The 23402-nt window shown below is 39.0% G+C and carries 26 protein-coding genes; 17 read left to right on the top strand and 9 right to left on the bottom strand.

The features are described from left to right. Position 1: 1 nt before the first annotated feature. Complete coding sequence (locus tag IGI42_RS04575) at positions 2-1075, bottom strand: endonuclease/exonuclease/phosphatase family protein (protein ID WP_438714547.1); 1074 nt, start codon at positions 1073-1075, stop codon at positions 2-4. A gap of 127 nt (positions 1076-1202) precedes the next feature. Here IGI42_RS04575 and IGI42_RS04570 point away from each other — a divergent pair, with 127 nt between their 5' ends. Next, positions 1203-1796 (top strand): GNAT family N-acetyltransferase, encoded by a 594-nt coding sequence (locus tag IGI42_RS04570; protein ID WP_438714546.1) that lies wholly within the window; start codon positions 1203-1205, stop codon positions 1794-1796. Here the strand turns inward: IGI42_RS04570 and IGI42_RS04565 are convergent. Then, a complete protein-coding gene (locus tag IGI42_RS04565; protein WP_438714545.1) occupies positions 1786-2313 on the bottom strand; it encodes an LURP-one-related/scramblase family protein in 528 nt (175 codons plus the stop codon). The two genes, IGI42_RS04570 and IGI42_RS04565, sit on opposite strands and share 11 nt — an antisense overlap. Before the next feature lie 25 nt (positions 2314-2338). Further along, positions 2339-3199 carry a Cof-type HAD-IIB family hydrolase gene (locus IGI42_RS04560; protein WP_438714544.1) on the bottom strand — a complete coding sequence of 287 codons (861 nt, stop codon included), beginning with the start codon at positions 3197-3199 and terminating at the stop codon, positions 2339-2341. A 303-nt stretch (positions 3200-3502) separates the two neighbouring features. On the opposite strand from IGI42_RS04560, the gene IGI42_RS04555 reads away from it, so the two are divergent. The 4 genes from IGI42_RS04555 (at position 3503) to IGI42_RS04540 (ending at position 6425) form a co-directional block, all read left to right on the top strand. After that, positions 3503-4183: a uracil-DNA glycosylase gene (locus tag IGI42_RS04555; RefSeq protein WP_438714543.1), complete on the top strand. Its 681-nt coding sequence runs from the start codon at positions 3503-3505 to the stop codon at positions 4181-4183. Positions 4184-4338: 155 nt separating this feature from the next. Continuing rightward, on the top strand, positions 4339-5319 hold the full coding sequence (gene pta / locus IGI42_RS04550; RefSeq protein ID WP_438714542.1) for a phosphate acetyltransferase: 981 nt from the start codon (positions 4339-4341) through the stop codon (positions 5317-5319). A gap of 115 nt (positions 5320-5434) precedes the next feature. Continuing rightward, positions 5435-5908: a tRNA (adenosine(37)-N6)-threonylcarbamoyltransferase complex ATPase subunit type 1 TsaE gene (gene tsaE, locus IGI42_RS04545; protein ID WP_438714541.1), complete on the top strand. Its 474-nt coding sequence runs from the start codon at positions 5435-5437 to the stop codon at positions 5906-5908. Beyond that, complete coding sequence (locus tag IGI42_RS04540) at positions 5901-6425, top strand: GNAT family N-acetyltransferase (protein WP_438714539.1); 525 nt, start codon at positions 5901-5903, stop codon at positions 6423-6425. Before tsaE ends, IGI42_RS04540 begins: the two co-directional genes overlap by 8 nt. Positions 6426-6538: 113 nt before the next feature. Here IGI42_RS04540 and IGI42_RS04535 read toward each other — a convergent pair whose 3' ends face one another. Together IGI42_RS04535 and IGI42_RS04530 are read right to left on the bottom strand one after the other, a co-directional pair. Continuing rightward, a complete protein-coding gene (locus IGI42_RS04535; protein ID WP_438714538.1) occupies positions 6539-7072 on the bottom strand; it encodes a 3'-5' exonuclease in 534 nt (177 codons plus the stop codon). A 74-nt stretch (positions 7073-7146) separates the two neighbouring features. Further along, positions 7147-7902, bottom strand: coding sequence for an exodeoxyribonuclease III (locus tag IGI42_RS04530; protein WP_438714537.1), 756 nt, complete (start codon positions 7900-7902; stop codon positions 7147-7149). A gap of 126 nt (positions 7903-8028) precedes the next feature. On the opposite strand from IGI42_RS04530, the gene IGI42_RS04525 reads away from it, so the two are divergent. From IGI42_RS04525 to IGI42_RS04505, 5 genes are all read left to right on the top strand, one after another. Continuing rightward, positions 8029-8943, top strand: a complete 915-nt coding sequence (locus IGI42_RS04525) for a Gfo/Idh/MocA family protein (protein WP_438714536.1) — start codon at positions 8029-8031, stop codon at positions 8941-8943. Between the two features lie 65 nt (positions 8944-9008). Further along, positions 9009-9914, top strand: coding sequence for a UDP-N-acetylmuramate dehydrogenase (gene murB / locus IGI42_RS04520; RefSeq protein ID WP_438714534.1), 906 nt, complete (start codon positions 9009-9011; stop codon positions 9912-9914). Positions 9915-10241: 327 nt separating this feature from the next. Next, positions 10242-11429 (top strand): M20 metallopeptidase family protein, encoded by a 1188-nt coding sequence (locus IGI42_RS04515; protein ID WP_438714533.1) that lies wholly within the window; start codon positions 10242-10244, stop codon positions 11427-11429. An 18-nt stretch (positions 11430-11447) separates the two neighbouring features. Then, the gene (locus IGI42_RS04510; protein ID WP_438714532.1) at positions 11448-12158 is read left to right on the top strand and encodes a DUF5058 family protein; all 711 of its coding nucleotides are present in this window, start codon (positions 11448-11450) and stop codon (positions 12156-12158) included. 18 nt (positions 12159-12176) lie between these two features. Continuing rightward, positions 12177-12875, top strand: coding sequence for a hypothetical protein (locus IGI42_RS04505; RefSeq protein ID WP_438714531.1), 699 nt, complete (start codon positions 12177-12179; stop codon positions 12873-12875). A 43-nt stretch (positions 12876-12918) separates the two neighbouring features. Here IGI42_RS04505 and IGI42_RS04500 read toward each other — a convergent pair whose 3' ends face one another. The 4 genes from IGI42_RS04500 to IGI42_RS04485 are packed head-to-tail and all read right to left on the bottom strand — an operon-like array spanning position 12919 to position 15806. After that, positions 12919-13503: an ECF transporter S component gene (locus IGI42_RS04500; RefSeq protein ID WP_438717010.1), complete on the bottom strand. Its 585-nt coding sequence runs from the start codon at positions 13501-13503 to the stop codon at positions 12919-12921. Positions 13504-13546: 43 nt separating this feature from the next. Then, positions 13547-14089, bottom strand: coding sequence for a phosphopantothenoylcysteine decarboxylase (gene coaC / locus IGI42_RS04495; RefSeq protein ID WP_438714530.1), 543 nt, complete (start codon positions 14087-14089; stop codon positions 13547-13549). Beyond that, positions 14086-14811, bottom strand: coding sequence for a phosphopantothenate--cysteine ligase (locus IGI42_RS04490; RefSeq protein ID WP_438714529.1), 726 nt, complete (start codon positions 14809-14811; stop codon positions 14086-14088). The genes coaC and IGI42_RS04490 overlap by 4 nt, the downstream gene beginning before the upstream one ends. Further along, the gene (locus IGI42_RS04485) at positions 14811-15806 is read right to left on the bottom strand and encodes a YhdH/YhfP family quinone oxidoreductase (protein WP_438714527.1); all 996 of its coding nucleotides are present in this window, start codon (positions 15804-15806) and stop codon (positions 14811-14813) included. Before IGI42_RS04485 ends, IGI42_RS04490 begins: the two co-directional genes overlap by 1 nt. A gap of 215 nt (positions 15807-16021) precedes the next feature. On the opposite strand from IGI42_RS04485, the gene IGI42_RS04480 reads away from it, so the two are divergent. From IGI42_RS04480 to lacG, 7 genes are all read left to right on the top strand, one after another. Then, on the top strand, positions 16022-16564 hold the full coding sequence (locus IGI42_RS04480) for a helix-turn-helix domain-containing protein (RefSeq protein ID WP_438714526.1): 543 nt from the start codon (positions 16022-16024) through the stop codon (positions 16562-16564). 63 nt (positions 16565-16627) lie between these two features. Next, positions 16628-17713, top strand: a complete 1086-nt coding sequence (locus IGI42_RS04475) for an ABC transporter ATP-binding protein (protein ID WP_438714525.1) — start codon at positions 16628-16630, stop codon at positions 17711-17713. Between the two features lie 12 nt (positions 17714-17725). After that, positions 17726-18532, top strand: coding sequence for an ABC transporter permease (locus IGI42_RS04470; protein WP_207675385.1), 807 nt, complete (start codon positions 17726-17728; stop codon positions 18530-18532). Beyond that, positions 18533-19378, top strand: coding sequence for an ABC transporter permease (locus IGI42_RS04465; RefSeq protein WP_207675386.1), 846 nt, complete (start codon positions 18533-18535; stop codon positions 19376-19378). It abuts the gene before it with no gap. Continuing rightward, positions 19375-20445, top strand: a complete 1071-nt coding sequence (locus IGI42_RS04460) for an ABC transporter substrate-binding protein (protein WP_438714524.1) — start codon at positions 19375-19377, stop codon at positions 20443-20445. The genes IGI42_RS04465 and IGI42_RS04460 overlap by 4 nt, the downstream gene beginning before the upstream one ends. 675 nt (positions 20446-21120) lie before the next feature. Next, positions 21121-21954, top strand: coding sequence for a PRD domain-containing protein (locus tag IGI42_RS04455; protein WP_438714522.1), 834 nt, complete (start codon positions 21121-21123; stop codon positions 21952-21954). A 20-nt stretch (positions 21955-21974) separates the two neighbouring features. Beyond that, a complete protein-coding gene (gene lacG / locus IGI42_RS04450; protein WP_438714521.1) occupies positions 21975-23381 on the top strand; it encodes a 6-phospho-beta-galactosidase in 1407 nt (468 codons plus the stop codon). Positions 23382-23402 lie beyond the last annotated feature (21 nt).

Genomic DNA, 23402 nt, shown 5'->3' with positions numbered 1-23402 from the left:
TCTATTTTTCAAAACGGAACTCCATACAGACAGGGTTGTGATCAGAATAGGCAAATTCAGCATCTTCGACTTGAACTTTTTCAACCGTTACATTGTCAGAGACTATGAAACCGTCAATTAATGTAACTTCGGCTGTCTCTTTATCGTAAGGTTCATTTAGTTTTCGAGATGACGGAATCTGAGCGTTAGCTAAACCATCGATTGGTATTTCGAAGCCTGCTGGTAAATCTTCTTTAGGAAAAGGCTGATTCCAACTTTCGCGTTTGCCACTATTTCCAAATACCTCCGGACTATTACCTAATACATCATGATTAAAGTCGCCGCCTACAATTACATAATTTCCCTTTTTATATTCATCTTCTATATAATTGAATAGTTTACTCAATTGTGCTTCCTGAACAGAACGATCTTTCGTATATGCTGAGAGATGCACATTAACAGCAATCAAATCATTACTACCATCGATTGGAATTCTGGTTGAGGTAAAGGCGCGATCCAGATCCAAAAATTTGTTAAAATTTGTTTCGATAGGCAATGAGTAACGCTTGCCGTCAGTCATAGTCGCTTTACTCATAGTAACTAAACCAGATGTAGCTTTTCCGATTGGCTGATTGAAAGGATAAAACAGGTAAGGCGAGTCGTAATTTTGTCCATAAAGACTGTTGTAACCCAATAAATAGTTTCTCAACCAATTAACCTCGTTGACATGCTTTGAGCGATCGCCATCCTCGTCTACCTCTTGATAGAAAGCTAAAGTTGGATCGATTGTTTCAGTTGTTTCTATAACACCTCGTAAATTCTTCTCTACGCTATTCTTGCTGTCGGCTCGTGACTTTGTACCTCCGTCCATAAAGAAACTGTAGCTTGGCGGGTAGGAACCATAGCCAATGTTGAAAGTCATTGCTCGATAGGTAACATCAGTCTTCAGTTGCTCATCTGTTTCCTGCTCAATCACTAAGTTCTGATTATCCGGTAGTCGGTCATATGCTATATACAAATAGCCCACATAAGAACCTAAAATGAGCAGTATAAGAAATAAAAGTGACAGCAATAATTTCCCAATTTTTTTAACCATTGCATTTCCCCCTTGATCTTATCATAACAGAAAACACTATATTAAAAAAAGAGTAGATGACTTTTGTTTCCGGCAATGGCATGATACAATGAAATTATAGTACATGTTATAAAAAAGGAGTTTTACAATGATAAGATTTGCGGAAAAACAAGATGGACCTGCTATTGCTGAATTAGTCCTGGTTATTTTAAAGGATATGGAGCTGCCATTTTTAGAAAAATATGGCGAAACTGCTGCTAAGGAAGCAATCGTCGCAGCCTATGATGATCCAACCTATCGCTTTGGTTATGAGCGGGGAATAGTGGCTGAAATAGATGGCAAAATTGCAGGAGCTGCCTTTGGATATCCAGCAAAGGATGAACCGATCATTGATCGACCATTAAAAAACTATTTAGCTTCTAAAGGTTTATCAGAAGATATTGAAATGTTTATCGACCCAGAAGCTTTTCCCAATGAATGGTACTTAGATTCTATTGCTGTGGGAGCTGAATTTCGTGGACAAGGAATCGGTTCACAGCTGTTGGAAGCCGTTGATTTATTGGCAATGCGGGATGAGGAAGAGATTGTCGGCTTAAGCGTCGATCGGTTAAACCCAGGAGCCAAAAAACTATACCTGCGGGAAGGATTCGAAGTAGTTGGACAGCATACGATTAGTGGGCATTTGTATGATCATATGCAGCGTAAAATAAAAACAGCTGTCCGAGAAAAGGTCAGCTGTTAATCGAGCAAAGGGCAGTTTTCGAAGCTGCTCTTTTTTCTTTTGGCTTGCTCCGGTTGTATAACCAGTAGTCCATAATAGCGGCCACACAAATAGCAACAGGGGCATTTTTAGGATGATTGACATCTATCACATAATAATCACCAGTTAAAAAGCTGGCCTTATCCATGGTCATAATTCGGCGATTAAAGTGATTAATTGCGTAATGGTGGCTGTAGATATTTCCGTAGACAGCCCAATTTAGCTGTTTAATGTAGTAGAAATCTCCTGGCCAATTGAAGATTTTATGTAAGGTGCCAACTTTAGTAAAGTTTTGGTAGATTTCAAATTTACGACCAAAAACTACGCTGGCTTGTTTGATGTATGCGATCATTTGTCCGTTCATTGCATAGAGTGAAAGAACGTTGCCCTTTCTGCCCCATTGACCAACCATTAAGTAGACTGCTTTACCGTCTGCATCTTTCACGATGGTTCGTGTGGCTGAACTTAGGTGTCTTTCTTGAATCAGATATTCTGTCATTTTTTTCACCACTTTTGGTAATTGTTTATTCCAGGACTTGTTCGATGGCTTTGGCAACTCCGTTTTCTACGTTTGTGTCAGTTACAAATTTGGCATAGTTTTTTACAGCAGGTTCAGCATTTCCCATGGCAAAGCTGGTTCCAGCATATTTCAGCATACTGACGTCATTAAAATTGTCTCCAATTGCCATGACTTCATCAGCAGTAATCCCTTTAGATTCAGCATATTGAGCTAAAGCAATTCCTTTTTGGGCATTTTCGTGATTAATTTCAATATTACTAGATTCCGAAGCTGCGATTGCTAATTCACCTAATGTGTTCAATTTTTCAGTAATCGTTTTTAATTTAGCCGGACCATTTTTGTCAAAGGCGATTATTTTTAAAATCTTTTCATCGTTGTCCAGCACAGTTTGTCGCATATCATCGACATAAGTAATCGGTAAAATCGTTAATCGTTCTGCAGTCGCTGCGATCGCCATCTTGGGTGTTAGCTCGGGCACCATTTCTGCTAAATGGCTTGAAAAGAAATCTATTCGATACACTTTGTCTTCTGAATAAACATGTTTGGCTGTAAAAATTTCAAAATAAATGTTGGCCTCTTCCAATAAATCCATAATTTGGAAGGCTTTTACTTGAGGAATCGGCACAGAAAATAAAATTTCTCCGCTGGAATCTAATACAAGAGCGCCATTTAATAAAATCATTGGGACATGAATATTGGCTTCATCCAATGAAACAAGAGCATGTCCTATACCACGTCCAGTAGCAGTAATAAACTCTACCCCAGCTGCTTGCGCTTTAGCAATGGCTTTGATGTTTTCTTCAGGTACCTTCATGTGGTTATTTAGTAAAGTACCATCCATATCAGAAGCAATCAATTTGATCAAAATAATTCACCTAGCTTTCTTGTTCTATGTATTTCTTTCTCGATTAAGCACGTCAACTATTATTATACCTCAAAAAAAAGGATAAATCAGCACCCTTTAAAGAACAACTATATATCGGTGTATTTCATTTACTGGAATTAATAAAAATTCATGTTAAAGTATACTTGTATTAACCATTTATTGATGAGTTAATTATCGCTAGAGCTTATGGTAAATTGGACTTGGTACTTACTGTTGTTGTACCATATTCTAAGATATATAAAGTAAGTTTTGATATGTTTTATATAGGAGGAAATCAATGCAATGAAAAAAATAATCCATAATACTTGGCAAGATCACTTGCAAGAAGAATTTGAAAAACCTTATTATTTAGAATTACGTGAGTTTTTAAAACAGGAATACAAAACACAAAATATTCATCCAGATATGTTTCATATTTTTGAAGCTTTAGAATTAACCCCTTATGAAAAAGTCAAAGTAGTTATATTAGGACAAGATCCTTATCACGGTGTTAATCAGGCGCACGGATTGTCTTTTTCAGTACAACCTGGTGTTGCAATTCCACCGTCTTTGCGCAATATCTACAAAGAAATGCATAGCGACCTGGGAATCGCTCCTGTAAAACATGGCAATCTAGTTAGCTGGGCAAAACAAGGCGTATTATTGCTAAACACCGTCTTGACAGTGAGAGAAGGGCAAGCATATTCTCATCGTGGTAAAGGCTGGGAGCAATTGACAGACGCGGTGATTAAAAAATTAAATCAACGGAAAGAGCCGATTGTATTTATCCTTTGGGGCAAACCAGCACAAGAAAAAAGTGCGATGATTGATACGTCTCGACATGCGATTATCAAATCACCACATCCATCACCCTTATCTGCTAATCGGGGATTCTTTGGATCTAAACCTTTTTCGCAAGCAAATGAATTGCTGACTAGCTGGGGGGAAGTACCAATTAATTGGCAGCTTCCTGAAACAGTGTAGCATGACAACGGTTGCTGTTATAGACACAATAATGGGAAAACCACGTTTTTACGCTGTTTACTAAGTTTTTTTTGTAATACAGCAAAATTTTTCTGTTTTTTTCTTGCGAAATAGTGTATCATGTGGAAGTAAATAACAACTGGAGGGTTTTATAAGTGGAACTATTTGATAGCTTAAAATTTAAGATTGTTCGTCGCCAAATTAAAATTGTTTTTCCTGAGGCTACAGATGCACGTATTTTGGGAGCAGCAGCTCGTTTGAAAGCAGAAGAATTATTAGAGCCTGTATTAGTTGGTAATCATGATGAGATCGCAAAAGCAGCGAAAGCTCGTGGACTACAAGCAGATAACTTTGAAGTGATTGATCCAGCGCAATTTGATCGTTGGGATGAAATGGTAGAAGCCTTCGTCGAGCGTCGTAAAGGGAAAGTGTCAAAAGAAGACGCTGAAAAAATCCTTAAAGATGAAAACTACTTTGGTACAATGCTGACTTACATGGGCATTACCGAGGGAATGGTCTCTGGCGCAATTCATTCGACTGGCGATACAGTTCGTCCGGCATTGCAGATTATCAAAACTCGTCCTGGTGTTAGCCGTACAAGTGGCGCAATGATTATGTTACGTGGTCGTGACCAAGAGAAATACTTGTTCTCAGATTGTGCAATCAATGTGAATCCAAATGCACAAGAATTAGCTGAAATTGCAGTAGAATCTGCAAGAACAGCAGAATTATTTGATATTGAGCCAAAAGTTGCCATGATGAGTTTCTCTACTAAGGGTTCTGCTAAAGCACCAGAAGTAGACAAAGTAGTTGAAGCAACTAAAATTGCACAAGAATTAGCTCCAGACTATGTGATCGACGGTGAATTACAATTTGATGCTGCTTATGTATCGAGTGTAGCTCAGTTGAAAGCTCCAGATTCAAAAGTAGCGGGCCAAGCAACCGTTTTTGTTTTCCCAGAATTGCAAGCTGGAAACATTGGCTATAAAATTGCTCAACGCTTAGGTAACTTTGAAGCGATTGGACCAATTTTACAAGGCTTAAATAAACCAGTTTCTGATCTTTCTCGTGGCGCAAATGAAGAAGACGTATATAAATTGTCTATCATTACCGCAGCACAGACTTTAATGAATTAAACGAATATTTATGCGGCTGTCATTTTATGGCAGCCGCTTTTTTTCTTTACTTTGCAAAATAAGGGTAAATCGGTATACTGTCAGTTAGAGATTGTCTGAAAAGGAGTTAAGTGAATTGATTACTTTAAATGATGTGCAACAGACTGAACGATTGGGCATAATAATTGGCAAGGTTGTCGAACCAGGAAATAACTTAGTCTTAACTGGCGATTTAGGTGCAGGCAAAACAACATTGACTAAAGGGATTGCTAAAGGTCTAGGAATCGAACAGATGATTAAAAGTCCCACTTATACGATTATTCGTGAGTATGACCAAGGGAGAATTCCTTTATATCACATGGATGTCTACCGGATTGAAAGTGGGGCGGATGATTTAGGTTTAGACGACTATTTTGAAGGTGAGGGCTTATCCGTGATTGAATGGGGACAGCAATTGGGTGAGTATTTACCAGAAGACTATTTAGAGTTGCTTTTACATAAAGACTCGCAAAATCCAGAGAAGCGTCGAGTGGAATTAGCCGCACATGGTATTCAAGGAACTGACTTGAAACAGCGTGTCATGAAATTGTGGGGACAAATAGATGAGTGAAGCAGTTGATGTTGTAATCCGCGAAGCAATTCCTGATGATGCACGAGAGTTATTGCAACTAAGCCGTCAGGTATCCATAGAAACAGAGTATTTAGTGATGGATGAGACGGGTATGGACCTAACGCCCGAAATGCTAGCCATGCATTTAGAAAATTTGTATGAGAGCGCCAATAATCTATTGTTGGTTGCCTTTGTGAACGATCAATTGGTTGGAAATGCGTCAGTGAAGTCTTCTCAAGAGCATCGTGTAGCTCATATTGGAGAAGTTGGCATTAGCATTCTAAAAGAATTTTGGGGTATCGGTTTAGGCAGTTTGCTGATGGAAGAAATCTTATATTGGGCGCAGGAAAGTCAAGTGATCCGGCGATTGGAATTAACTGTGCAAGCCCAAAATGAACGAGCAATTCATTTGTATGAAAAAGTTGGTTTCAAATTAGAAGCGACTATGGCACGCGGTGCACGGGACAATCAGGGGGCATTTTTGGATGTACATTTAATGAGTTTAATGATTGATTAAATGAGGTTGTGACAGATTTTTGCGATGATGCGGCTTATTTCTCAAAATAGCTGCTTCAGGGAACACCGATTAGGCAGTTTTCAGCGGCTGTGACGTTTCATGTCACAGCCACACTATAGAGGTTTGACTAATTCTTTTAATGGGTCGATACCAAAATGCTTTTCTTGGTGCAGTAATATTTTAGCACAGGCACGGCTATCCTCGAGTGCATCATGATGATTATCTAAAGGAATATTCAGCTCGCTGCAAACAGTATTCAAACGATGATTGTACATTTTGGGAAAAAGCTTACGGCTCGTTTGGACAGTACATAAGGATAAGTAATGAGGCTGTGGCAGTTGGTAATAGTCTAAACAACCAGCTAACACTTTAGTGTCAAAACCAGCATTGTGAGCCACAATTAAACGGTCTTTTCGATAATATTTTTGGATTTCATTCCATACAGCTGGAAATTTTGGCGCATCAGAAACGTCAGCTGGATGAATACCATGAATCTGAATATTTTTCCAGAAGAAATTTGTTTCTGGTTGTATTAGTGAATAATACTCACCAACTATTTGGCTATTTTTAACCATCACTAGAGCTAAGGAACAAGCGCTATGGGCTTGGTAATTAGCCGTTTCAAAATCCATCGCAATAAAATTCATCAAAAAAACCTCCCACTCAGTTGTACCATAAATAGGTCCAATTGAGTAGCAGGTCTATCTTTTTTCAAAAAATCTTAAAGGCGGATATCTAGTTCCACAGGACAATGATCACTGCCAATAATTTCTGTCCAAATTTTAGCATCCTCCAACTTGTCTTTCAAATCATCTGAGACCACAAAATAGTCAATCCGCCAACCCGCATTATTCTTGCGAGCATTAAAACGGTAGCTCCACCAAGAATAGACACCAGTTACCTCGGGATAAAAATAACGGAAGGTGTCAATATACCCATTATTTAGAAGAACAGAAAATTTTTCTCGTTCCTGCGGCGTAAAACCCGCATTTTTTTGATTGGTTTTCCAATTCTTTAAGTCAATATTTTCATGTGCAACATTCAAGTCGCCACAGAAAATGACTGATTTAGTTGCTTTCAAACTATTTAAATAAGCTAAAAAGGTATCTTCCCATTCCATTCGATAATCTAACCGTTTTAATTCGTTTTGGGAATTTGGCGTGTAACAGGTAATGACGTAATAGTCTTCATACTCTAAGGTAATTAGGCGACCTTCGCTATCGTGTGCTTCATTATTCATACCATAAGTAACAGATAATGGTTCGTGTTTAGTAAAAATGGCGGTACCTGAGTACCCTTTTTTCTCTGCATAGTTCCAATATTGATGATACCCAGGTAAATCCATTTCAATTTGACCTTCCTGCAGCTTTGTTTCCTGCAAGCAGAAAAAGTCTGCATCCAGTTCATTGAACACATCCATAAAATTTTTCTTCATTACGGCGCGCAGACCGTTTACATTCCATGAGATTAGCTTCAAGATAATTCCTCCCTTTTCTTTATTCTAACGAAAAAGTCTTAGACAAACAAACATTAGTGATAGTTGAGAATCCACCAGTCAGTGGTAAAATGAAGATGCACGAAAAATAGCTGAGGAGGCCATTTTATGAAAATTGGTGTCATTGGGTTAGGCGGAATTGCTCAAAAAGCGTATCTACCGACTTATGCCAAACTAAGCGATCAAGCAACCTTTATCTTTTCCACAAGACAAGAAACAGTTCGAAAAAAAGTTTCACAAAAATATCGCTTTCAAGAAACAGCAGCAACAATCGACGAATTATTAGCTAAAAAAATTGATGCGTGCTTTATCCACGCGGCTACAAGTGCTCATTATGCACTAGCTAAAAAATGTTTGGAACAAAATGTAGCCGTTTTTATCGATAAACCAGTCAGCGAAAATTATAATGAAGTGAAACAATTGACTAAATTAGCTCAAGAAAGAAACCTGATCTTTATGGTAGGATTTAATCGACGTTTTGCTCCGATGGTAGAAGAGCTATATAATTTGCCGGAAAAGCGCGTAATTCATCTCGAAAAGAATGAAGTTAACCATCCTCTGGAGACAACGTATGGTATTTACGATTTATTTATTCATTTAGTAGATACAGGTGTGTACTTATTAAATGGTAAAATTGACCAAGTACACACTAAAATCTCTCAAGAGGCCGGAAAAATGACTTACGCACGGATGTTATTAAGCAATGCCCATACTGAAGCGCATTTAACAATGGATTTGAGAAGTGGTTTTAAGGCAGAACGTTATCAAGTCACCAATGCCTACAAGACATTAGTGTTAGATCAATTGACTGATTTGATGATTAAAGAAGGCAATACAACAACTGTTCAACGTTTTGGAGATTGGACAACAACGTTAGAAAAACGAGGTTTCGAACAAATGGTACTGGTTTTTCTAGCTGCACTTAAGGGCGCCGAACCGGTTATCATGAAACAGGAACACATTCTATTGAGTCATCGTTTGTGTCAAGAAATGATTAACCAGCAGATTCTTCACGAATTATAAGGGGTGGCACGATCGGTAATCACATGCTAAAATGACAAGGATGTCACAAGAAAGGAACAATTGAAGTGGATAGAACAAAAATAATTGATGCGCTACCTGGGATTAAAGTATTACTAGATAAACACTTAATGGAATATACCTATACAAAAACAGGGGGGCCTGCAGATGTATTAGCTTTTCCAAAAAACAAAAACGAAGCAAAACAACTAATCGATTATTGTCGAGAAAACGAGATACCATGGATTGTTTTAGGCAATGCGAGTAATTTAATTGTAAAAGATGGTGGTATTCGGGGAGTAGTGATTATGCTATCAGAGATGACCACCATTAAGGTAGAGGATAAAACAATTATTGCTGATGCTGGTGCTAAGTTAATCGATACAACCTATGTAGCATTAAATCATTCGTTAGCAGGATTTGAATTTGCTTGTGGAATTCCTGGAAGTATAGGTGGAGCCGTATTTATGAATGCTGGGGCGTATGACGGACAGTTACAAGATGTCTTTGAGTCAGCAGATGTTTTATTGGCAGATGGTCGTTTAGAAACGTGGGGACCTGAACAAATGAACTTCAGTTACCGTCACTCTGCGATTCAAGATCAAGCAGCTGTTGTACTGAGTGCTCGTTTTAAGCTAGTAGAAGGAGAATATGAGATAATTCAAAAACGTATGACTGAATTAACAGAGCTCCGACAATTAAAACAGCCGTTAGAATATCCTTCTTGCGGAAGTGTTTTCAAGCGTCCAGCAGGTCATTTTACTGGTAAGTTGATCCAAGATGCGGGTTTGCAAGGGTTAAAATGGGGCGGGGCACAAATCTCAATGAAGCATGCTGGGTTTATTGTTAATGTCGATAATGCTACAGCTACTGACTATATAGAATTGATTGCGCATATTCAGCAGGTAGTAAAAGAGAAGTTTGACGTATTGCTAGAGACTGAAGTTCGGATTATTGGCGAAGAGCCAAAATGAACATAGGCAAATTATTAAAATTGGATAATAACACAAAGCAGGTAGCGTAATGAAATTTCATGCCACTTGCTTTTTTATATTCTTCTGAAACCACAAGACAAATATTTTTTAAAAATAAGGGTAGAAAATGTAACGCAGAATCTAATTTTTTTTATAAAAAAAGCCGTAATTTATTTTTTTAAATAAACATATTATTTTATGGTTGAAATGAAGCGCTTTCTTTAGTTTCGGGATAGAGATAAAGTGCCTATCTATATTTTGTGTAAGGTAATTTGACATATGATATTTCGTTGTGATACATTATAAAATGATTAAGGAGGTTATAAAATGGAAAGAATTTTAGATGAAGCAAAGAATTTACAAGCAGAGTTGGTGGAGATGCGTCGAACTTTACACCGTCAACCAGAAATTGGCATGGCTTTACCAAAAACTATGGCTTTAACAAAACAAAAGTTGGAGGAACTAGGTTTAGAGCCCAAAGTAATGGGAGAGTCAGGATTGGTGGTTACAATAGGTCAAGGGGAACCTTGCTTCTTAATTCGTGGCGACATGGATGCGTTACCAATCAAAGAAGAATCTGGTGAGCCTTTTGCCTCTGAAAATGAGAACATGCATGCTTGTGGACATGATTTTCATACAACGATGCTTTACGGTGCAGCAAAATTGTTGAAAGAACATGAGTCTGAGCTAAAAGGTACAGTAAAGTTAATGTTTCAGCCAGGTGAAGAAATATTGCAAGGGGCAAAGGCGATGGTTGACGATGGCGTCTTGGAAAATCCCAAAGTCAATGCTGCAGCGATGATCCATGTTTTTCCTGGCCTGCCTGTGAAGAGTGGAATGGTTCTAGTACCTGAAGCAGGGCCATTTGCTTCTACCTCTGATTGGTTTGAAATCAACATCCAAGGTAAGGGGGGACATGCGGCAACTCCGGAGCTGACTATTAACCCGCTGACTGTTATGAGTCATATTCATCTGGCTTTGCATGCCTTAGAAGCTAGAGAAATTTCGATGTATGACAGTGCAGTCATTTCAACGACAATTATGAAAGGCGGCGTAGTGGACAATGCGATCCCAGACACTGCTTACATGCGCGGATCTATCCGAACATTCGATCAAGAGGTACGCAAGTTCATCTTCAAACGTATTCCTGAGATTGCTGAAGGAGTAGCGCAAGCCTTTGGAGCAACAGTAGATGTACAAATGATCGAAGGCTGTCCAACTGTAGAGGTTGATCACGACGTAACAGAGGCAATTCGTGAAAGCTTATCACAAGCATTCCCTGGTGATATTGCTTCTCCGGTAGAAGCTGGAATGCACAAACTAGGCGGTTCTGAAGACTTCTCTTATGTAACACAAGAAGTGCCATCCAGCATGTTGCTGCTGACTTCTGGGCATTCTGATGAGTACCCATATTTTGTGCATCATCCAAAAGTAATCTTTGATGAAGCAGTTTTAAGCAAAGGTGCGGCAGTCTATACGATTATTGCGATGGATTGGCTAGCAAAAAATAATTAGTACACTAGGAGGGAAACTATGGAATTTTTAAAAGTAGCAAACGGACTGCCGATGTTGATCATCTGTGCATTGATTGTTGTAATAGTAATTTCACAACCGATCATTATGAGTTTGATGGCTCGTAAACGAGCGCTGCAAATTGGTATGACCGATGGAGACGTGAAAAAAGTAATCAAAAGTACTGCGCTTTTTTCTATTATTCCTTCAATGCCAATTTTAGCTAGTTATTTGATTTTGGTACCTGCGTTAGGAAAGTACTTTCCGTGGATGCGACTAAGTGTTGTAGGTTCTGTAACGTACGAAACAATGGTTGCTAATATGGCCGCTGAATCTTTCGATTATGCCAATATTTACAATACTGACTTTCCGGTGGGCGTCTTCTTATCAATTCTGTTAATTTTGACTTTAGGGATTTTAGGCGGAAATATTTTCAACTTAATTTTCTTAAAAAGCTATGAAAAAGGTGTCCGTAAACTAATGGATCGCAACGCAGTATTAATTCCTGTAATCACCAGTGCGGTTTTCGTAGCGTTGTATGGAACTTTGTCTGCACCAACCTTAACTAATATTGGTAATCCAGTAGCAATTTTAACTTTTTTAGTTGCAGGTGGAGTAGCTGTACTTGTCAATCATATTGCGAAAACTCATCCAAAAATGAAGGAACATGCCTTTACTATTAGTTTATTGGTAGGGATGATCTTTGCTTGTTTAATTAATCCATTATTTTAAGAGAGGACTGACCCGACCATGAATAAAGCTATATTTAATAATCGTATTCACCTTGTTGGAAGGCTGACAGTACTGATTTGTCTAATCTCATTTATTTCTCTACCGATTATTTTATCAGGTGTTTACAACGCACATATCGATTATGCACTAGTATTTCAAAATGCACTGCCATTACTGGCTACATTTACAGTTGCCGGGGTTAGTGAAAATTTATCTTACGCACCAATTATTGGTGCCGGCGCATTGTACACTTCTTGTGTAACTGGGGATTTGTCGAATATGAAAGTACCAGCATCGAAAAATGCGATGGACTTATTGGGAGTTGAAGCGGGAACAGAAAGAGGGGACTTAGTTTCTATCTTCGCTGCTTCTACGTGTACAATCGTGACAACTACGATTGCCTTAGCAGGTATGTTGTTCTTGGCGCCAATTATTGAACCGATTTATAACAATCCGATCATTAATCCAGCCTTTGCTAATTTGTTGCCAGCGCTGTTTGGCGCATTAATCGTACCTACTATTATCAGTAATTTGAAAGTCAATATTCCAGTTTTTGTCATTCCAAGTATTGTATTGTTAGTATTTGGTGCTGACTTTTTCCAAAGCAATCAAGGATTTATCTTGTTATTCACCGCATTGCTGGCGGTTGCCTACAGCTATTTCATGTCAAAAGATATCATTCAAGCTGCAAAAGAAGACATCTTACCAGAAGAGTAAACGACAAAACGAGTGGAGAAAAGCTAACTTCTCCACTCGTTTTTCATTTTTTCATCAGCTTCAACAAAACCGCACAGACTGCTGCAGTAGCAATCCCCGCAACGATGGCTTCCACTAAGCCGCTACCAAAAATAATTCCTAAAATAACTCCATAAACAGCATCAGCAGCTACTTGTGTAACCGTAGCATAGCTGTCTCTAAAAAAGAGATAAATCAAATTCATTACTAAAACAGTATTCGTCATAGAACCAGCTAATCCTGCAATAAAAAGACTTACTGGTAGAGTCTTGGATTTAAAAAGACGTTGGACGCCAACGAAAACGAAGTATGGAATTACCCCAATTAAAATTCGTGGAATAATCGCTACAATGATTGCGCGCCAGTCACCTTGACCAGTCAAAGGATTAGCAATAAAAGGTGAGAAAACAAACGACATTGGTGTGATTATCACCGTTGATCTTGCCAAACTGATAATTCCGAAAATACCGCCTAATCCAGCACCGATCTTCGGTCCTAAAACAATAGAAGCGATGATAACTGGGATGTGCATCGTAGTAGCGTTAATCGGGCCAATCGGAATAAATCCTAGTGGAGTGACTGCCAAGATAATCATAATCGCTAAAAACATAGCGGTTAAGGTAAAGCTTTTAACATTTGTGTTTTTCACAGGGCTACTCCTTTAATAAATTCATCGTTCGTTCAACGATTTCGGGGATATTTGCTAATGCACCGCGTCCATAGTCACCGCACGCTAACAAAGCTTCACGAGGTTGAATTTCTTCATAGCCCACATCTCTTAAGGTGGACAAATTTCTTTGAACGATTGGATTTTGGTACATATAAGTGTTCATAGCTGGGGCAATTAGTTTTTTCGTTTCTGGTAAGAGTGCTAACGCAACGGTTGACAATAAGTCATCAGCAATTCCGTTAGCTAGTTTGCCAATTGTATTGGCCGAAGCTGGAGCTATTAAAAAAAGATCGGCCCGTTTTGCTAGCTCAATGTGATTGATTTTTGCCGGATCAGGTTCATCCATTACATCTGTGTGTACAAGGCGATGAGACAATGATTGAATCGTTAATGGTGTAATAAACTCCATACTGCTTTTTGTCATGACCACATCAACCTGATAACCAAGCTTAGTCAATTGATTGGTTAAATCGGCCGCCTTATAAGCAGAAATACTTCCGCTAACACCTAATAGAATTGTTTTCATTTGGATTCCTCCATGCTGAGTACTTCTTGTTTAATTAACTCTGCTATTTCTGACTTTGTATGGGCTTCTTTTACTTTGTGTTGCCGATTAATTAAATAGCCGTGGTGCGTTTCACCATTAATTTCTGAAAGATCATTTGCTAAAATAAAGTCGGCCTTATTTTTTTCCAGACTTGACTTGGCTACATCTAAAAGCTGAATCATAGGAACATCGACTAAAAGTTTGAAACCAACTAAAATAGTTTCTGGTTGCAATTGTTTAATCTGCTGAATAATTTTGGGATTTTTCTTTAACACAATCACTAAATAATCAGTATCAGAAGAAATTTTTTTCTCTGTTCGTTCTCGAATTTTTTCCTTTAAAGCTGTTGGCAGATCATTAGGCTCAGTTGCAATAGTAGCTTCTAAATCTTCTATCGTAACCGAGCTCTCCGGTGTAAAATCACTGACAGCCATACTGTGAATGACTGAAGTATAGGTATATTTAGTCAATAATTCCTTAAGCTTAGCTTCTAAATCGGCTGTTGATTCAATCAAATGAATAGACACTTGAGTATTATCGGGTTTAAGAGCTTGCTTCGTTGTAACATAATCAATGGTCACATTTTCAGCTAAAAAGGCTTCAGCAATTGCTTTACCTAATTTTCCACTGGAATGATTGGTAATTGATCGAACCTCATCAATCTTTTCCGAAGTTCCGCCGGCTGTAATCAAAATTCTCATTATTCTAAGCCTCCAGGACGAACAAGAGTCCGACCCACGTGTTTACCTGTTAAGATAGCATCCGCAGTTGCTTGAACTTGCTCTAAAGCAATTTCTTGCACTTGAATCCCTTCAGCAACTAACCATTCATCCGCCATTTTTTCCCAAATCTCAGCCCGTTTTTCCATCGGAGTTTCTACGGAATCAATTCCTAAAAGATTAACCCCTCGCAGAATAAATGGCAAAACAGTCATAGTCAATTTGATCCCGCCCGCATTTCCGCACAGAGCCATACTTCCGCTGTAGCTGATAAATGGAATTAGCTTACCCAATTGTTCTCCACCAACAGTATCAACCACATAATCAATGGTCTGCTTATTCAACGGCCGATTTTTTTCGGGGAAAAATTCATCCGGCGTTACGACCTTTGTTGCGCCCAGTTTTGCTAAATAATCTTGCTGATCGGTTTTTCTAGTTAAGGCGATGATTTCTTTGCATCCGATTTTTTGTAAAAATTGCAAAGCAAAGCCGCCGACACCGCCTGTTGCACCGGTAACTAATACGCGACTCTCGGCATTTAATCCGTGTTGCACCAAGCCATCAACTGATAAAGCTGCGGTAAATCCAGCAGTTCCATAAGTCATTGCTTGTTTTTCCGTTAGGCCTTTAGGCAGCTTAACCACCCAAGAAGCGGGAACAACTTGCATTTCGCTGAAGCCGCCATTTTGACTAACGCCAATTCCGTAGCTGGTGGCAAGTACTTCATCGCCAACGGCAAAGTGTTCATCATTGGTTGCAGCAATGGTTCCAGCCATATCGATCCCAGGGGTTAACGGGTAGCTTCTCACAACACCAGTGTTGGCCTTAGTAGCCAAGGCATCTTTATAGTTCATACCAGAGTAGCTGACTGCAATTAGTACTTCACCTGGCTGTAATTCCGGCACCTCAAACTGTTCAATTTCAGTAGTCACTGTTTCTTCATTTTTTAATACACGCAAGCATTGATAATTAGTCATGGAATCGCTCCTTTATTATGAAAAGTTTGTTACTTACATCTTAGCGGAAACTGTGGAAAATGCAACTTTCTCTGTTCTTTTTCCTACAAATAAATCAGGTTAAAGAATGCTAAGAAATGTAATTGTCTGGCTTGCATTTTAAACCAAAGTTCGTATACTATAGTGGTGCTATTAAACAAGAAGTTTACTTTTACCAAACAAGGGGGCGAGGCTTAATGGAAATAGGCGAGAAGTTGAAAAATTTGCGGATTCAAAAAAATCTGACTCAAGAAGAGCTGGGAGAACGGACCGATTTATCCAAAGGGTACATTTCCCAACTGGAACGGGACCTGAGTTCGCCCTCGATGGAAACCTTTTTTGACATTTTAGAAGTTTTGGGTGTCACACCAGAGCAATTCTTTAGTCAAAAAACCGGTGAGCAAAAAATTCTGTACAAAGAAGAAGATACTACTTCCTATAGCGATGAAACGAATGGTTACCATATCAAGTGGCTGATTCCTGAATCCAATGAAAAAGAAATGGAACCTATTTTATTAACCTTGGAGAAAACAGGACAGTACAAACAATTTTCTCCCTCTTTGTCTGAAACTTTCATCTATGTTTTAGAGGGAACCGTTGGTCTTCAATTTGGTGAAGCCTATTTTGTTGCCCAGGCCGGCGAGAGTATTTATTACGAAGCCAGCAAGCCTCACAGACTGCTGAACCACGGCAAGAAACCTACAAAGGTTTTAGTGGTTGCGACAGAATCCTACTTGTAGGGGAGAATATAAAAAACGAAGGAGCTTTTAAAGAAGCTTGTTCATGAAAAAAAGGAGCGAATTATGGCAAATACAATTATTTCGTTTGATAACGTTGTAAAAGAATATGACGATGAACCAGTGTTGAAAAATGTCAGTTTTGATATCGAGGAAGGACGCTTTTATACGCTGTTGGGACCTTCAGGCTGCGGAAAAACCACAATCTTGCGCATCATTGCTGGATTCACCGATGCCACGAAAGGAGATATTTTCCTAGAAGGTAAACGGATGAATGATGTGCCTGCCAATAAACGTCAGGTGAATACCGTCTTCCAGGATTATGCGTTGTTCCCTCATATGAACGTTTTTGACAATGTGGCGTTTGGGTTGAAAATCAAAAAAATGTCAAAAAGCGAAATCGAGCGCAGAGTTAAGGATGCTTTAAAGGTCGTTCAGCTCCCTGGTTATGAAAATCGGGAAATTACTGAAATGTCAGGTGGTCAACGCCAACGCGTGGCAATTGCTCGAGCAATTGTCAACGAGCCCAAGATCCTGCTTTTAGACGAACCTCTATCTGCTTTAGATTTGAAACTGCGAACAGATATGCAGTATGAATTACGTGAATTGCAAAAACGATTAGGCATTACCTTTATCTTTGTTACCCATGATCAGGAAGAAGCTCTGGCTATGAGTGATGAAATTTTTGTTATGAACAAAGGACGGATTGTTCAAAGTGGAACACCGGTGGATATTTATGATGAGCCGATTAATCACTTCGTCGCTGACTTTGTAGGGGAAAGTAATATCGTCTCCGGAGAAATGATTGAAGATAATTTAGTAAAATTTGTTGGCAAGGAATTTGAATGTGTCGATGGTGGGATGCGTCCCAATGAACCAGTGGAAGTTGTTCTACGTCCAGAGGATCTATCCATCACTTCGCCAGAAAAAGGCAAGCTAGTGATTACCGTGAATACGCAGCTTTTCCGGGGGGTGCATTATGAAATTATGGGGATTGACCAAGATGGCAATGAATGGATGGTTCACTCCACCCGCAAGGCTAAAGAAGGCACAAAAATTGGCTTGGCTTTTGAGCCGGAGGATATTCACGTGATGCGGTTTAATGAAACGGAAGAAGAGTTTGATGCCCGTTTGGAAAGCTATGAAGAATAGGAGGCGAAAACATTGAGAAGTATGCGACGGATTTATTCAATCCCTTATTATTTTTGGCTGCTGTTCTTTGTCATAGCTCCCGTGATTTTGATTATCTATCAGTCTTTTTTTGACATGAACGGCAATTTTACCTTGAGCAACTACCATACTTATTTAACCTCGAAAACCTATTTGGGTATGACGTTGAATTCAGTACTTTTTGCTTTTTTGATTACCTTAATGACGTTATTGATCAGTTATCCAACGGCTTATTTTTTGTCGAAATTGAAGCATCGGCAATTGCTTTTGCTGTTGGTAGTGCTGCCGACTTGGATCAATTTGCTGCTGAAAGCCTATGCCTTTATCGGAATTTTTAGTACAAATGGGTCCATCAACGAATTTTTGTCCTTTATCGGGATTGGACCAAAGCAGCTATTGTTTACGGATTTTAGTTTTATGTTTGTGGCGGCCTATATCGAATTGCCTTTTATGATTATGCCGATTTTTAATGCCTTGGAAGAAATTAATCCCTCATTGATCAGCGCTAGCCGCGATCTGGGGGCTAATAATTTTGATACCTTCCGGCGCGTGATTTTACCGCTGTCCATGAATGGCGTAAAAAGTGGTGTGCAGGCTGTTTTTATCCCGTCACTTTCCTTATTCATGTTGACGAGATTGATCGGCGGGAACCGGGTAATTACTTTAGGTACCGCGATTGAGGAACATTTCTTAGTCACCCAAAACTGGGGGATGGGTTCAACGATTGGGGTCATCTTAATTTTCGCTATGTTCATCGTCATGATGCTGACTGGCGAACGGAAAAAAGGAGGTCGAGCATAAGTGAAAAAAAGACGCTTTTCCTGGTCCAATCTGTATTTGGTGTTAGTCTTTGTTCTATTGTATGTACCGATCTTTTATTTGATTTTCTACTCCTTTAACGAAGGCGGAACGATGACCAATTTCACGGGCTTTACTTGGGAGCATTACGAAACACTGTTTTCTGATACGCGTTTAATAAGTATCGTATTGCAGACCTTCGTGCTAGCTTTTCTATCTGCCTTGATTGCTACGGCGATTGGAACCTTTGGCGCTATGTCGATTTACTACACTCGCAAACGGGGGTCTCGCAATGCCTTAATGGGACTGAACAATATTTTGATGGTGTCGCCGGATGTTATTATCGGTGCCAGCTTCTTGATTTTGTTTACCATGCTAGGTGGTTACTTACGCAGCTTCCAATTAGGTTTCATGAGCGTGCTCTTGTCACACGTGGCCTTCAGTATTCCAATTGTGGTGCTGATGGTATTACCGAAATTACAAGAAATGAACGATTCCATGATTGATGCCGCTCGTGATCTGGGAGCCAACAACTTGCAAGTGTTAAGTAATATTGTGCTGCCCTTTTTGACACCAGGTGTGATTGCCGGCTATTTCATGGCTTTTACCTATTCATTGGATGATTTTGCGGTGACCTTTTTCGTAACCGGGAACGGCTTTTCTACCTTGTCTGTTGAAATTTACTCCCGGGCACGCCAAGGGATCAGCTTGGAGATCAATGCACTGTCCACTTTAGTCTTTATCTTCTCGCTACTGCTGGTGATCGGCTACTATTTCATTAGCCGCGACAACACGAAAAAAGCCAAGAAACGCAAGCGGGAATTTGAGGAGGTGTCCGTACTGAAATGAGAAAATTACAATCTCTTTTTATCGGCGTCATCGCCATCATTTTGCTGCTGAGCTTCTTTGATTTTCGGTTGAATCGGGCCAGCAATGCCAGCTCCAATGTGTTAAACATTTACAATTGGGGTGATTACATTGATCCCGATTTGCTGAAGCAGTTTGAAGAAGAGTATGGCTACAAAGTGAATTACGAGACCTTTGATTCCAACGAGGCGATGGAGGCGAAGATTAAACAGGGCGGTACTTCCTACGACATCACGATTCCTAGTGAATACATGATTCAAAAAATGAAAAAGGAAAAACTGCTGCTGCCTTTAGACCACAGTAAAATTAAAGGCTTGGAAAATATCGATCCCCGCTTTTTGGACCAAGATTTTGACAAAGACAACCAATATTCGATCCCTTATTTTTGGGGAACGTTGGGGATCGTTTATAATGATAAGTTCGTCGATGGTGACAAGATCAAGCACTGGGAAGATCTGTGGCGACCTGAACTGCAAAATAATATCATGTTGATTGATGGAGCTCGCGAGGTAATGGGCTTGTCGCTAACTACATTCGGTAATTCTATCAATAGCAAGAACATGAAGGAGCTGCAACAGGCTACTGACAAATTGAATAAATTAACCCCAAATGTCAAAGCGATTGTTGCTGATGAAATTAAGATGTACATGGCAAATGAAGAAAGTGCCGTAGCGGTAACTTTTTCCGGCGAAGCTGCCGATATGATGGGTCAAAACGAAGATTTGCATTACGTCATTCCACCGGAAGGTTCGAATCTATGGTTTGATAACATCGTCATTCCTAAAACTTCAGAGAATCAAGAAGGGGCTTATGACTTCATCAATTTCATGCTGCGACCAGAAAATGCCAAGACCAATGCAGAGTATATTGGCTATTCTACGCCAAATAAAGTCGCGATGGATATGCTTCCCAAAGAAATATCTGAGGACAAGCAGTTTTATCCCGACGACGAAACGATTAGTCATTTGGAGGTCTATAAAGATTTAGGATCGGAATATTTGCAGATTTACAATGATCTGTATTTGGAGTTTAAGATGTATCGCAAGTAATAGTAAAACTCAGTTAAAATGGCTCAAAACTAACAAAAAAAGAGGGAATATTTCCAATTTCACTGCTAGTTTTCCAAAATTCTACAATTCTACTAAAGGCGACGAAATTTGTCGCTTTTTTTGAACTGTGTAAAAACTTTGGATAGTAAAGGAATTGGGTTCTATATCAATAAGTAAGACGATGAGAGCTTTTTAGTAATACTCTAGCTAAGAGAAGCACCCCGCTAGTTTACTTGATCAAGCTCTAGCTGAGTTTGATAACAGTCTTTTTAGTAAAAAAAATTTTTTTATTATCCGTTGCTTGAATCGGTTGAAAATTTATATGAGTGTCTCAGATATAGATGACAACACGCAAAGAATAATACTTGTGTAACCGTACTGATATTTAAGTGAAAGGTAAATACTAAATTATTTTGGTAAGCTTAATGCGAAACGGGTAGTCTAATATAGGTGGGAACCTCTCTAAAAATAAATTTATCTAAATCAGTAAAAATATTTACTAAAAAGCGTTTACAAAAATTATTTTACATGGTATATTTAGTATGCAAAAAATAATTCATATATTTAGTGGATCGTAACTAACCTGATTAGGCGACACCGCGAATTTCAAACAGCAAAGTTTTCATTAATTGCTATTTGTCGTTCGCGGTTTTTTATTTGAATGGAGGTGATCTTGTGTATCGAATTGTTAAACCATTAAACAACAACATAGCCATTATTCGTTTTGAAAATGAGGATCAAGGAATTGCTATGGGTAAGGGTATCATTTTTGGCAAGAAAAAGGGAGACTTGTTGCCAGAAGACCAAGTGAATGATGTATTTCTTTTGAGAGACAAGGATGCTCAATACAAATTTACTGAATTACTAAAAGAGGTCCCGTTAGAATTTATCAAAACAACTTATGAAATAATCAATGAAGCCATCATGAAGTATCATTACCCAGTTCAAGAATACTTGTATGTAACGCTAACTGATCACTTGTACTGGAGTTACAAAAACATTAAAAAGGGTACTTATGAACCCAACAAGCTACCGGATTTCTCAGAGCAATATCCTGATGAAATAGCGATAGCTAAGAATGCGCTTGCTATTTTGCGAAAGAAAATAAGTTCCGAATATCCAGACGATGAAATTATTCGAATCGCTTTACATGTTATTAATGCTAAACGCCAAGATACGGTAGCGGAAAAGAAAGTCGCTGATGAGGTGCCGATTCTGACAGCGGTAGAACAAGAGTTAAACAAAGTCGGAATCAACCGCATAAAAGAAAATCAAAACTTTTATGATCGACTTATTATTCATCTTTCTTATTTTATTGAAAATTTAGATAGAGAAGTAAAAGAAGAAAAGAATTTTTCAGAGCAATTAGAAAGACATTTACAAGAGGATTACCCAAAAGCTTATGAGATTGGCGAACATATTTACCAAGTGATTCAAGAACTGTCGGGAAAAAAACTTAGTGATGCTGAGAAGGTCTATCTGACCTTGCATGTCCAACGTTTACTGTAAAAAGATGAGGAGCGAAGAAAATGACATTAAATAAGTTACCAGAGGATTTTATTATGGGGGGAGCAACTGCCGCCTATCAAGCGGAGGGTTCAACAACAGCCGATGGAAAAGGACAGGTAATCTGGGATAAGTTTCTAGTGGATAAAGGACGCTATACAGCCGATCCCGCTAGTGATTTTTACCATCAATATCCAGTAGATATCGAGCTTTGCAAAAAGTTCCATATCGATAGTATTCGGATGTCGATTGCCTGGAGTCGGATTTTTCCTAAAGGATATGGGGAAGTGAATCAAAAAGGAGTGGATTATTATCACAGTGTGTTTGCAGAATGTAAAAAGCACGGTGTAATCCCATTTGTAACACTGCATCATTTCGATACGCCAAAAGAACTATTTGACAACGATGATTTTTTGAACCGTGAAAATGTTAAGCATTTTGTGGACTATGCGAAATTTTGCTTTGAAGAGTTTCCGGAAGTCTATTATTGGAGCACGTTTAATGAAATATATCCGGTAGCATCTAACCAGTATTTGTTAGGCGCGTTTCCGCCAGAGGTCCAGTTTGATATTGAAAAAACCGTCACCTGTTTGCATAATATGATGTTTGCCCATGCTCAGGCAGTGAATCTTTTTAAGGATGGTGGCTACAAGGGAGAAATCGGTGTTGTTCATTCGCTGGAAACGAAGTATCCAGCCAGTGATGCTCCTGAAGATGTCCATGCGGCTAAATTGGATGATGCATTGTCTATCAAGCTTTTATTAGATGCCACATACCTTGGCTGCTATTCTGAGACAACTTGGGATTACGTGACAGAAATTTTAAAAGCGAATAATCAATCGGTGGAAATTGATGAAACTGATTTTATCGAGATGAAGAAAGCTGCCAATCGCAACGACTTTTTAGGAATCAATAATTATGGTAGCCATTGGGTGAAGAAATATGATGGGGAAAGCACCCTGAATTACAATACAACCGGTGAAAAAGGTACACAGGTTTATCGGATAAAAGGGATCGGTGAGCGGATTGCTCGTGACGATTTACCAAAAACCGATTGGGATTGGATCATTTATCCCCAAGGTTTGCAGGATCTTCTCGTGCGGATCAAGGATGAATACCCAAATTACAATAAAATTTTCATTACGGAAAATGGATTGGGTTACAAGGATGATTTCGAAGATGGAATCGTAATGGACGAACCGCGAATTGATTATTTGCGCCAGCACTTCAATGCGATTTCTAAAGCAATCAGTCAAGGGGTCAATATCAAAGGCTACTTTATCTGGTCTCTAATGGATGTGTTCTCATGGGTCAATGGGTACAAAAAGCGCTACGGTTTATTTTATGTCGATTTTGAAACACAAAAACGTTATCCAAAGGAATCAGCATATTGGTACAAGATGGTCAGTGATACAAAGACAATTATTTAATTAGGAGCACGTTAAAAGTAA

The sequence above is a fragment of the Enterococcus sp. AZ109 genome (assembly GCF_051714625.1).
GTDB lineage: Bacteria > Bacillota > Bacilli > Lactobacillales > Enterococcaceae > Enterococcus_A.
The sequence above is the reverse complement of the archived record's forward strand: the minus strand, read 5'-3'. Positions and strand labels throughout refer to the sequence as shown.

Coding starts and splice junctions, on each gene's coding strand:
- IGI42_RS04575 (WP_438714547.1), bottom strand. CDS start 1,075: ATGGTTAAAAAAATTGGGAAATTATTGCTGTCACTTTTATTTCTTATA.
- IGI42_RS04555 (WP_438714543.1), top strand. CDS start 3,503: ATGAAAAAAATAATCCATAATACTTGGCAAGATCACTTGCAAGAAGAA.
- coaC (WP_438714530.1), bottom strand. CDS start 14,089: ATGAAAACAATTCTATTAGGTGTTAGCGGAAGTATTTCTGCTTATAAG.
- IGI42_RS04475 (WP_438714525.1), top strand. CDS start 16,628: ATGGCAAATACAATTATTTCGTTTGATAACGTTGTAAAAGAATATGAC.
- IGI42_RS04485 (WP_438714527.1), bottom strand. CDS start 15,806: ATGACTAATTATCAATGCTTGCGTGTATTAAAAAATGAAGAAACAGTG.
- IGI42_RS04515 (WP_438714533.1), top strand. CDS start 10,242: ATGGAAAGAATTTTAGATGAAGCAAAGAATTTACAAGCAGAGTTGGTG.
- IGI42_RS04540 (WP_438714539.1), top strand. CDS start 5,901: ATGAGTGAAGCAGTTGATGTTGTAATCCGCGAAGCAATTCCTGATGAT.
- IGI42_RS04480 (WP_438714526.1), top strand. CDS start 16,022: ATGGAAATAGGCGAGAAGTTGAAAAATTTGCGGATTCAAAAAAATCTG.
- IGI42_RS04460 (WP_438714524.1), top strand. CDS start 19,375: ATGAGAAAATTACAATCTCTTTTTATCGGCGTCATCGCCATCATTTTG.
- IGI42_RS04500 (WP_438717010.1), bottom strand. CDS start 13,503: ATGTTTTTAGCGATTATGATTATCTTGGCAGTCACTCCACTAGGATTT.
- IGI42_RS04525 (WP_438714536.1), top strand. CDS start 8,029: ATGAAAATTGGTGTCATTGGGTTAGGCGGAATTGCTCAAAAAGCGTAT.
- IGI42_RS04535 (WP_438714538.1), bottom strand. CDS start 7,072: ATGAATTTTATTGCGATGGATTTTGAAACGGCTAATTACCAAGCCCAT.
- IGI42_RS04565 (WP_438714545.1), bottom strand. CDS start 2,313: ATGACAGAATATCTGATTCAAGAAAGACACCTAAGTTCAGCCACACGA.
- IGI42_RS04505 (WP_438714531.1), top strand. CDS start 12,177: ATGAATAAAGCTATATTTAATAATCGTATTCACCTTGTTGGAAGGCTG.
- IGI42_RS04570 (WP_438714546.1), top strand. CDS start 1,203: ATGATAAGATTTGCGGAAAAACAAGATGGACCTGCTATTGCTGAATTA.
- IGI42_RS04490 (WP_438714529.1), bottom strand. CDS start 14,811: ATGAGAATTTTGATTACAGCCGGCGGAACTTCGGAAAAGATTGATGAG.
- lacG (WP_438714521.1), top strand. CDS start 21,975: ATGACATTAAATAAGTTACCAGAGGATTTTATTATGGGGGGAGCAACT.
- IGI42_RS04510 (WP_438714532.1), top strand. CDS start 11,448: ATGGAATTTTTAAAAGTAGCAAACGGACTGCCGATGTTGATCATCTGT.